This window comes from Actinomadura sp. NPDC000929, from assembly GCF_040492065.1.
GTDB classification, from domain to species: Bacteria; Actinomycetota; Actinomycetes; order Streptosporangiales; family Streptosporangiaceae; genus Spirillospora; species Spirillospora verrucosospora.
Window position 1 is genome coordinate 1 of sequence record NZ_JBEUPA010000220.1, and the last position, 10037, is coordinate 10037.

Sequence of the window (10037 nt, forward strand, 5' to 3'; positions counted from 1 at the left end):
AGGTCGGCGACGCGCCGCACGGTGAGCGCCCCGGCGCCGGCGCGCAGCGAGCGCGGCCGCTCCAGCCCGGGCGCGACGTGCGGGAGCAGGCGGGCGGCGAAGTCGAGGACGGTGCCCGGAACGCGGAACCCGAGGGTCAGCTCGGTGACCTCCCCGTCCTGCCCGAGATGGGTGAGGACCTCTTTCCACGTGCGGGCCGACCACGCGGTCGTGCCCTGCGCGAGGTCGCCGAGGACGGTCGCCGAGCCCGTCGCGCAGCGGCGCCCCAGCGCCCGCAGCTGCATCGCGGACAGGTCCTGCGCCTCGTCCACCACCAGGTGGCCGAGCGAGGTCGTGCGCTCGATGAGGTCGTTCAGCTCGTCGAGCAGGGCCCGGTCGGCGGCGGTCCACTTGGCGGAGCGGTGCGAGCGGGCGGGCCTCGCCGTCAGCAGGACGGCCTGCTCGTCCTCGTCGAGCACGCCCTTCGCGGCCGCGCGCAGCAGGTCCGCGTCCGACAGCAGCCGGTGCAGGACCTGCTCAGCGTTCACCTTCGGCCACACCGCGTCGAGGACCTGCCTGACCGGCCGGCTCCGCGCGACCTGGTCCTGGACGCGGTCGTCGGGGGCCTCGCCGCGCCGTTCCATCCGCACGAGGATCTGGTGCGCGAGCCGCTGCGCGAACGCGGCGCGCCCGCTGCCGTACCGGGTGGTACCGCGCAGCGCGGCGGCGATCTCGCGGATCTCGTGGTCGGCGAGCCGGTAGCGCGCCGCGCCCCGCGTGACGACGAGCCCCTCCTCCGGCTTGCGGACGTGCAGCCACAGCGCCCGGCGCAGCACGTCGGCCATCCGGGCGTCGCCCTTGAGGGCGGCCGCGGCCGCGGGCTCGTCGCCGAGCGGCGGGCCGAGCAGGTCGTCGATCGTGGCCTGCTCCACCCGGACCTCGCCGAGCGCGGGCAGCACCGCCGAGATGTAGGCGAGGAAGGCGCGGTTCGGCCCGACGATCAGCACGCCGGACCGCGACAGCCGCTCCCGGTGCGTGAACAGCAGGTAGGCGGCGCGGTGCAGGCCGACGGCCGTCTTGCCGGTGCCGGGCGCGCCCTGGACGCAGACGCTCAGCGGCAGGTCGGCGCGGACGATCTCGTCCTGCTCGGGCTGGATCGTGGCGACGATGTCGCGCATCGGGCCGGTCCGGGGGCGCTCGATCTCCTCGGTCAGGATCCTGGACGGGCCCGCCCCCGGCCGCGGGTCGCCGCCGTCGAGGGGCTCGTCCTCGAACGCGGTCAGCTCGCCGGCCCGGAACCCGAAGCGCCGCCGCAGCCGCCAGCCCATCGGGTCCGCGGGCCCGGCCTGGTAGAAGGCCCGGGAGACGGGGGCGCGCCAGTCCAGCACGAGGGGGCGTCCCTCCTCGCCGTCGTGGACGTGCCGCCGTCCCACGTACATGACGGCGGGCAGGTCGGGGCCGGCCGCGCCGTCGCGGTCCATGCGGCCGAAGAACAGCGGGGTGTCGGGGTGGTCGGCGAGCGCCTCGACCCGCTGGTCGAGCAGCGACTCCAGGAACTGCCTGGAGACCCAGTCGGCGGCGACGTCGGCGGAGAGGCTCGCGGCGTGCTCGCGCATCCGGCGCAGGGCGGCGCGGGACTCGGCGAGGTGGGCGCGTTCGGCCGCCAGGACCGCGGGTTCGGATGGGTCGGCGGACTCGGCGGGCATGCGGACAGACCTCCGGCTGCGAGAGTGGCGAGGGGGGCGAAACCCACTACCTTACCGACACGGCACGGGCGCCGCCGGACATTCCGGCGCACCGCCCTCGGGGGGCGTCGGCGCTGCGCCTTGCCGGTGGGGGCGGGCTGTGTGACGTTGGTCCGCATGGCGACTCTCACCGGACGGTCCGCTTTGGTCACGGGAGCCTCGTCGGGCATCGGCGCCGTGGTGGCGGAGGCGCTCGCCGCCGCCGGCGCGCGCGTCGGCCTGGTGGCGCGGCGCAAGGACAGGCTCTCGGAGGTGCTCTCCCGGTGCCGCGAGCACGCCCCTGACTCGGCGATGTGGGCGGCCGACCTCGCCGACCCCGACGCGGTCGCCGACCTCGCCGCCGAGGCCGAGCGCGAGCTCGGCGGCGTCGACGTGCTGGTCAACAACGCGGGGATGCCGAAGCGGCGCCGCGTCCAGGACCTGTCCCCCGCCGAGGCCGACGAGGTGATGCGCCTCAACTACCTGTCCCCCGTGCGGCTCACGCTGGCGCTGCTGCCCGGCATGGTCGCGCGCGGGCGCGGGCACCTGGTGGCGGTGGGCTCGGTCGCGGCGCGGCTCGGCCCGCCGCACGAGGCCGCCTACTCCGCGTCCAAGGCGGCGCTCACGGCGTTCTGGGAGAGCATGGCGGTCGACCTGGACGGCACGGGCGTGCTGGCCCACGTGATCCAGCCCGCGCTCATCGCCGGGACCGAGCTGTTCGCCCTTCCCGGCAACGAGCCGCCGCTCAGCGACCTGTCGGACGCGCTGCCCCCGCAGGAGGTGGCCGCGGCCGTCCTGGAGGTCCTGGAGAGCGGGCGGTTCGAGCGGTACGTGCCGGACTGGTTCGGCGAGATGGCCTCCGGCAAGGCCGCCGACGTCGAGGCGTTCGTCGCCGGGGTGAAGGAGTGGACGCGCGACCGGCTCGGTCCCCCGGCGACCTGACCGCCGCCAGCCTCCCGCCGGTCCGTTGCCGCCGCCCGCGCTCCTCAGTAGGGTGTGGATCCGCCAGTGATCCACATCACACGAGGCGCGGAGGGCGGAGGCCATGACCGCTGCGGAGGGCCTGCGGGTGCGGGACGTGACGGTCCGTTTCGGCGCGCTGACGGCGGTCGACGGGGCGGGACTGACCGCTCCGCCCGGAACGGTCACCGGCCTGGTCGGCCCGAGCGGCGCCGGGAAGACGACGCTGTGCGACGTGATCACGGGGCTGCGGCGCCCGGCGGCGGGCGCGGTCCTGCTGGACGACGCCGACCTGACGCGCAGCGCGGCCCGTGAGCGGGCCCGGCGCGGCATCGCCCGCACGTTCCAGCGGAAGGGCGCGGCGGGGCCGACGACCGTCGGGGAGGCCGTCCGGGCCGCCGCGGCCGGGCCCGCGATGACCCGCGAGCAGCCGGGCCGCACGGCGCGGGAGCGGTGGCGGCGCCGTCTCGAGGCGCGCCGCGACGCGGGCGCCGTCGCCGACGCCCTGCTCGCCCGGGTCGGCATCCAGGCCCACGCCGGGAGGGCGGTCCGGGACGCGCCGCCCGGCGTCGCATGGTTGACGGACCTGGCGCGAGCCCTGGCCGCCGAACCCGCCGTGCTCGTGCTGGACGAGCCGTGGGCGGGCCTTCCGGTGCGGCACGCGCGGGCACTGGAGGTCCTGCTGCGCGACCTGGCCGGAGAGGGGCTGGCGGTGCTGGTCGTCGAGGACGAGATCGAGCCCGTGCTCGGCGTCTGCGACGTCCTGCACGTCCTGGACGACGGCAAGGTGATCGCCGCCGGGCCCCCGGCGGAGGTGCGGGCCGATCCCCGCGTGCGGGACGCCTACCGCGCCGGGCCGCGCCTCACCACGTGTCGATCCAGGGGCGGGGACGGTCGCCGGGCGGCGGGGCGGCGGCCAGCGCCGCGGTGATCCAGCGCCGCGTGTCGGCCGGGTCGATCACGTCGTCCAGCTCGAACACGGTGGCCGCGTGGAGCGCCCTGCCGTGCTCGTAGGCAGCGGCGACCATCTCCTCGAACATCGCGCGCGGGTCCTCGGCGGCCTCCAGCTCCTTGCGGAACCCGAGCCGGACGGCGCCCTCCAGCCCCATGCCGCCGATCTCGCCGGTGGGCCAGGCGAGGGTCGCGAGCGGCGCCCTGAACCCGCCGCCCGCCATGGCCTGCGCACCGAGCCCGTACCCCTTGCGCAACACGATCGTGACGAGCGGGACGCGCAGGTTGGCGCCGATGACGAACAGGCGGCTGAAGTGCCGGACGGTGGCGGTCCGCTCGGCGTCCGGGCCGACCATGAAGCCGGGGGTGTCGCACAGCGACACCACCGGCAGGCCGTGCGCGTCGCACAGCTGCAGGAACCGGGCGGCCTTGTCCGCGGCGTCGCGGTCGATGGCGCCGCCGAGGTGCGCGGGGTTGCTGGCGATCAGGCCCGTCGGGCGGCCCTCGATCCGGACCAGCGCGGTGATGATCCCGACCCCGAACGCGCGGCGCAGCTCCAGCACCGACCCGGTGTCGGCGAGGTGCGCGACGACCCGGCGGACGTCGTAGGCGCGCAGCCGGTTCTCCGGGACGAGGTGCCGCAGGACGCGCTGGTCGTCGCAGGCCCAGCCGTCCGACGGCCCCCGGAAGTAGGACAGGTAGCGGCGGGCCGCCCGGACCGCCTCGGCCTCGTCGTCCACCACGAGGTCGATGACGCCGTTCGGTTCCTGGTCGCCGACCGGGCCGATCTCCTCGGGCGTGAAGACGCCGAGGCCGCCGCCCTCGATCATGGCGGGGCCGCCCATGCCGATGTTGGCGTCCCGGGTGGCGATGATGACGTCGCAGCAGCCGAGCAGGGCCGCGTTCCCGGCGAAGCAGCGCCCGCTCGCGACGCCGACGGACGGGACGGCGCCGCTGAGCCGCCCCATGGCGTGGAACGTCGTGACGTCGAGGCCGGAGACGGTCGTGGTGTCGGTGTCGCCGGGGCGTCCCCCGCCGCCCTCGGCGAACAGCACCAGCGGCAGGCGGCGGCGGTGGGCGATGTCGAGCATGCGGTCGGTCTTGCGGTGGTTCAGGTGGCCCTGCGTCCCGGCGAGGACCGTGTAGTCGTAGGACAGGACGACGGCCTGCGCGCCGTCGACGTCCCCGATGCCGCAGACCATGCCGTCGGCGGGGGTGCGCTCGATGAGGTCGTCGAGGGAGCGGCGCCGCCGCTGCGCGGCGATGACGAGGGCGCCGTACTCGATGAACGTCCCGGCGTCGCACAGGTCGTCGATGTTCTCCCGCGCGGTGCGGCGGCCGCGCGCGTGCCGCCGGGCCACCGCCTCGGGGCGGGCCGCGTCGAGCCCGCTCTCGTGCCGGCGCAGCGTCTCGGCGAGGTCGGCGCGGATCAGGTCGAGATCGGCCGCCTCGTCCTCGGCGGCGTGCTCGCCGCCCCCCTCGGCGGGCTCGGTGAACAGCAGCGGCGCGCCCTCGGCGACGGTGTCGCCGGGCGCGGCGGCCAGGGCCCGCACGACGCCCGCCTCTCCGGCGCGGACGACGTGCTCCATCTTCATCGCTTCGAGGACCAGCAGCGGAGCCCCGGCCCCGACGAGGTCGCCCTCGGCCACCTCGACGCTCACGACCGTCCCCTGCGTGGGCGCGGGGACGGCGACCGTGCCGGGCGGCGCGTCCGGGCCGGCCGCGGGCCCCGGCCCGGCGGTGCGCGGGGCCGTCTCGACGTAGTACCGGCGGTGCTCGCTCGCCAGCAGCTCGGGCAGGTGGTCCTCGATGAAGGACGTGCGCGCGCCGCCGGCCGTGAAGCCGGGATGGCGCAGCACGCCCTGCAGCAGCGGGATGCTCGTCGCCACGCCCGCGATCTCGAACTCGCCGAGGGCGCCGTGCGCGCGGGCGGCGGCGGACGGCAGATCCTCCGCGCGAGCGACGACCTTGGCCAGCAGCGGGTCGTAGCGCGGGCTCGCGCGGTGGCCGGCGTACCCGTGGGTGTCGACGCGGACCCCGGGACCGGACGGCGGCGCGAACGCGGTGAGCGTCCCGGCGCTCGGGCGCGGCGCGCCGTCCGCGCCGATCGTCTCGGCGTTGACCCGCACCTGGACGGCGCAGCCGGACGCCCGCGGCGGCGCGGCCAGGCCGACTCCGGCGAGGTCCTCCCCCAGCGCCAGCCTGATCTGCGCCTTCACCAGGTCGACGCCGGTGATCTCCTCGGTCACGGTGTGCTCGACCTGGAGCCGGGGGTTGGCCTCCAGGAACCAGAACTCCTCGCCGTCGACGAGGAACTCGAAGGTGCCGAGGCTCTCGTAGCGGACCGAGGCGGCCATGCGGAGGGCGGCGTCCAGCAGCGCGTCCCTGACGCCCGCGGGCAGCGCGGGCGCGGGGGCGATCTCGATCAGCTTCTGGTGGCGGCGCTGGACGCTGCAGTCGCGCTCCCACAGGTGGGTCACGGCGCCGGAGCCGTCGCCCGCGACCTGGACCTCGATGTGGCGGGCCCGCGGGACGTACTTCTCGGCGTACAGCTCGCCGCCGCCGAAGGAGGCGAGCGCCTCCGACCGGCACCGCTCGTAGGCGTCCGCGACGGCGGCGGGCCCGGTGACGACGCGCATGCCGCGCCCGCCGCCGCCCGCGAGGGCCTTGATCACGACGGTGCCATGCTCGCGGGCGAACGCCTCGGCGCCAGCGAGGCTCGTCGCGCCGGGCGTGCCGGGCGTCACGGGCACGCCCGCCTCACGCGCCAGGGCGCGCGACCTGGCCTTGTCGCCGAACAGCTCCAGCAGCTCCGGGCGCGGGCCGACGAAGGCCAGCCCGGCGGCGGCGCAGCCGGCGGCGAAGCCCGCGTTCTCGCTCAGGAAGCCGTAGCCGGGGTGGACGGCCGCGGCGCCGGCGTCCTTCGCGGCGGCGACCAGCGCGTCGGCGTCGAGGTAGCCGGCGGCGCCGTCGCCGGGCAGGGCGCGCGTCTCGTCGGCGCGCCGCGTGTGCGGCGAGGCGGCGTCGTCGCGGGTGTGCACGGCGACCGTCCGCAGGCCCAGCTCCGACGCGGCCCGGACGATCCGCAGCGCGATCTCTCCCCGGTTGGCCACAAGGATCCCGCCCACCCGGCCTCCTCACCTCGCCTGAGCCGGTCGGCCCTCACTCTAGAGAGCGGGACGCCAGGGGCCGCGCCCGGAGGTCCCGGTGCGCGCGGATGATCTCGGCGTAGCGGCGCCCGCTGTCCTTGACGCGGCGTTCCTGGGTCGCGAAGTCGACGTGCACGAGCCCGAACCGCTGCGCGTACCCGTAGGCCCACTCGAAGTTGTCCAGCAGCGACCAGGCGAAGTAGCCGTCCAGGGGGACCCCCGCGCGGATCGCCGCCGCGCACGCCGACAGGTGGGCCTCCAGGTAGGCGGTGCGCTCGGCGTCGTGGACGGCTCCGCCGGGCGTCACGGCGTCGGCGTAGGCGGCGCCGTTCTCGGTGACCATGACGCTGCGCGGCGCGTAGTCCTCGGTGACGCGGACGAGGACCTTCGCCAGCCGGTCCGGGTGGATCTCCCAGTCCATGCCGGTGCGCGGCGTCCCCGGCGGGGTGATCTGCCGGGTGCGCGGCGGCGGGCCGCCGGGGTCGTCGACGGTGACGGACCGGCGGTAGTAGTTGACGCCGAGCCAGTCGAGCGGGGCGGCGATCGCCTCCAGGTCGCCGGACCGCACCGGCGGCTCCACCCCGTACTCCTCGATCATGTCGGCGGGCAGCCCGCGGCCGTGGATCGGGTCGAGCCACCAGCGGTTGTGGTGGCCGTCCTCGCGCCGCGCCGCCGCCGCGTCCCGCTCGCCTTCGCCGCCCGGCTCGCAGTCGGTGAGCAGGTTGACGACGCCGACGCGGGCGCCGGGTGCGGCGGCGCGCACGGCCTGCACGCCGAGACCGTGCGCCAGCAGCAGGTGGTAGGCCGCGGGCACGGCCGCGCGGATGTCGGCGACGCCGGGCGCCATCGCCCCCTCCAGGTGCCCGATCCAGGCCGCGCACACCGGCTCGTTCAGCGTCGCCCACGAGGTGACGCGGTCCCCCAGCGCCGCGGCGACGACGGAGGCGTACTCGGCGAAACGCCCGGCGGTGTCGCGGGACGGCCAGCCGCCGCGGTCCTGGAGCTCCTGCGGCAGGTCCCAGTGGTACAGGGTCGGGTGGGGCTCGATCCCGGCCGCGAGCAGGGCGTCCACGAGCCGGTCGTAGAACGCGAGCCCGGCCGCGTTGACCGGGCCGCCACCGGCGGGCAGCACGCGCGGCCAGGCGATCGAGAACCGGTAGGCGCGCAGGCCCAGCTCCGCCATGAGCGCGAGGTCCGCGGGCCAGCGGTGGTAGTGGTCGCAGGCGACGTCGCCGGTGTCGCCCCCGGCGATCGCGCCCGGGACGCGGCAGAAGGCGTCCCAGATGGAGGGGGCGCGGCCGTCCTCCGCGACGGCCCCCTCGACCTGGTAGGCGGAGGTGGCCGCCCCCCAGGCGAAGTCGGGGCCGAACGCGGTCAGGTCGTCGATGGGCACGGGTCTCCCTCGGGGTCGTCGAGACGGGTCACTTGACGGAGCCGGCGGTCAGCCCGGCCACCAGGAAGCGCTGGAGCAGCAGGAACCCGGCGACGACGGGGACGCTCACCACGAGGGAGGCGGCCATCACCTGGTTCCAGTAGACCTCGTGCTGCGTGGAGTAGCCCTGCAGTCCGATCGCGAGCGTGCGGGTCCGGTCGCTGGTCATGACCGAGGCGAACAGGACCTCGCCCCAGGCGGTCATGAACGCGTAGACGGTCACCGCGACGACGCCGGGCAGCGAGGCCGGGAGGATCACCCGCAGCAGCGCGCCGACCGGCCCGCAGCCGTCGACTCGGGCCGCCTCGTCCAGCTCCCGCGGGATCGACTCGAAGTACCCGGCGAGCATCCAGATCGAGAACGGAAGCGAGAACGTCAGGTAGGTCAGGACGAGCGCGCCGCGGCTGCCGTAGAGAGCGATGCCGGTCGCGTTCCCCGCGTTCACGAAGATCAGGAACAGCGGGAGCAGGAACAGGATCCCCGGGAACATCTGCGTCGACAGCACCGTCACCGTGAACGCCCGGCGGCCGGTGAACCGGTACCGGCTGACGGCGTACGCCGCGCCGATCGCGATCGCCACGGACGCCAGCGTCGCGCCGCCCGCCACGATCACGCTGTTGGCGAAGTAGCGGGCCAGCGGGACGGTCGACCACATGTCGACGTAGGGGCGGACCGTCGGCCGCGACGGGATCCAGCGGAACCGGCGCTGCACGTCCTCCAGCGGCTTCAGCGACGAGCTGGCCATCGCGTAGACCGGCAGGAGGGTGAACGCGGTCAGCAGGGTCAGCACGATCCGCCGCGTCCAGACGAAGGAGGCGGGCGGGCCGGTCGGCGCGCGGCCTTTGCGGGCGGGACGCGTGTCAGCCATGCGCGGGCCTCCTCCTCGACGTGGCGAGCAGGTACGCCGCCGTGGCCACCAGCAGGAACAGCAGGAGCAGCACCGACATCGCCGAGCCCGTCCCGAAGTTCCAGGTGACGAACGAGGCGTGGTAGATGTGCACCGAGACGAGGTCGCCGCCGTCCGGGGCGGCCTTGCCGAACAGGACGAACGGCGTGTTGAAGTCGTTGAACGTCCACAGGAACAGCACCAGGACGAGCACCTGGTTGACGGGCCGCAGCGCCGGGAGCGTGATGTGCCGGATCCGCCGCCACATGCCCGCGCCGTCCAGCGCCGCGGCCTCGTACAGGTCGCGGGAGACGCTCTGCATCCCGGCGGTCAGGACCAGGAAGGCGAACGGCCACGACCGCCACACCACGACGGTGACGAGCGCCCAGAAGCTGTTGCCGCCGATCAGCCAGAACGGCCGGCCGCCGCCGGTCAGGTGCAGCTGGTCGGCCAGCACGTGGTTCACCAGCCCGTTGTCGCGCTGGAACATGAACGCCCAGGTCATCACGGCGGCGTAGACGGGCAGCGCGTACGGGACGAGGAAGAGCGCGCGCAGCGGCCCGCGCCCCCGGAAGCGGTCCTGCGTGAGGATCGCCGCGGCGGCGCCGAACAGCCACGACAGGGCGACCGCCAGGAGCGTGACGGCGAGCGTGACCAGGAACGAGCGCAGCAGGTCCGCGCCGATCGCGCCGTCGAGGTCCACCGCGACGCGGTAGTTGCCGAGGCCCCTGCCGGGCGCCCTCGACCAGTCGCGGATGTAGAAGAGGGTGAGCTCCTTGAAGCTCATCCAGATCCCGACGGCGATCGGCACGACGTGGACGATCAGTTCGGCGACGGCGGCGGGCGCGAGCAGCGCGTACGGCAGCGCGCCCGGAGGCAGCCGCGGCCGCCGCCTCCCCCGCCGCGGCCCGGCGGGCCCGGTCTCCCCCGGCCGCGCCGCCCCCCCCCCCCCCCCC

General features: G+C 75.8%; 7 protein-coding genes. 2 read left to right on the forward strand and 5 right to left on the reverse strand.

What is annotated here, in order from left to right; genetic code table 11:
* The coding region (locus ABWI04_RS39740) for a HelD family protein (RefSeq protein ID WP_353835628.1) at window positions 1-1685 on the reverse strand (1685 nt) is incomplete at its 3' end.
* A gap of 156 nt (window positions 1686-1841) precedes the next feature.
* On the opposite strand from ABWI04_RS39740, the gene ABWI04_RS39745 reads away from it, so the two are divergent.
* Both ABWI04_RS39745 and ABWI04_RS39750 read left to right on the forward strand, forming a co-directional pair.
* Window positions 1842-2645 (forward strand): SDR family NAD(P)-dependent oxidoreductase, encoded by an 804-nt coding sequence (locus ABWI04_RS39745; protein WP_345186269.1) that lies wholly within the window; start codon window positions 1842-1844, stop codon window positions 2643-2645.
* A 103-nt stretch (window positions 2646-2748) separates the two neighbouring features.
* Window positions 2749-3594, forward strand: a complete 846-nt coding sequence (locus ABWI04_RS39750; protein WP_353835629.1) for an ATP-binding cassette domain-containing protein — start codon at window positions 2749-2751, stop codon at window positions 3592-3594.
* Here the strand turns inward: ABWI04_RS39750 and ABWI04_RS39755 are convergent.
* From ABWI04_RS39755 to ABWI04_RS39770, 4 genes are all read right to left on the reverse strand, one after another.
* Window positions 3527-6742: an acetyl-CoA carboxylase family protein gene (locus tag ABWI04_RS39755; RefSeq protein ID WP_353835630.1), complete on the reverse strand. Its 3216-nt coding sequence runs from the start codon at window positions 6740-6742 to the stop codon at window positions 3527-3529. The genes ABWI04_RS39750 and ABWI04_RS39755 overlap by 68 nt on opposite strands.
* 34 nt (window positions 6743-6776) lie before the next feature.
* Window positions 6777-8156, reverse strand: a complete 1380-nt coding sequence (locus tag ABWI04_RS39760; protein ID WP_353835631.1) for a GH1 family beta-glucosidase — start codon at window positions 8154-8156, stop codon at window positions 6777-6779.
* Between the two features lie 28 nt (window positions 8157-8184).
* Window positions 8185-9063 (reverse strand): carbohydrate ABC transporter permease, encoded by an 879-nt coding sequence (locus ABWI04_RS39765; RefSeq protein ID WP_353835632.1) that lies wholly within the window; start codon window positions 9061-9063, stop codon window positions 8185-8187.
* On the reverse strand, window positions 9056-10037 hold a 982-nt coding region (locus ABWI04_RS39770; RefSeq protein ID WP_353835633.1), incomplete at its 5' end, for a carbohydrate ABC transporter permease. The genes ABWI04_RS39765 and ABWI04_RS39770, both read right to left, overlap by 8 nt.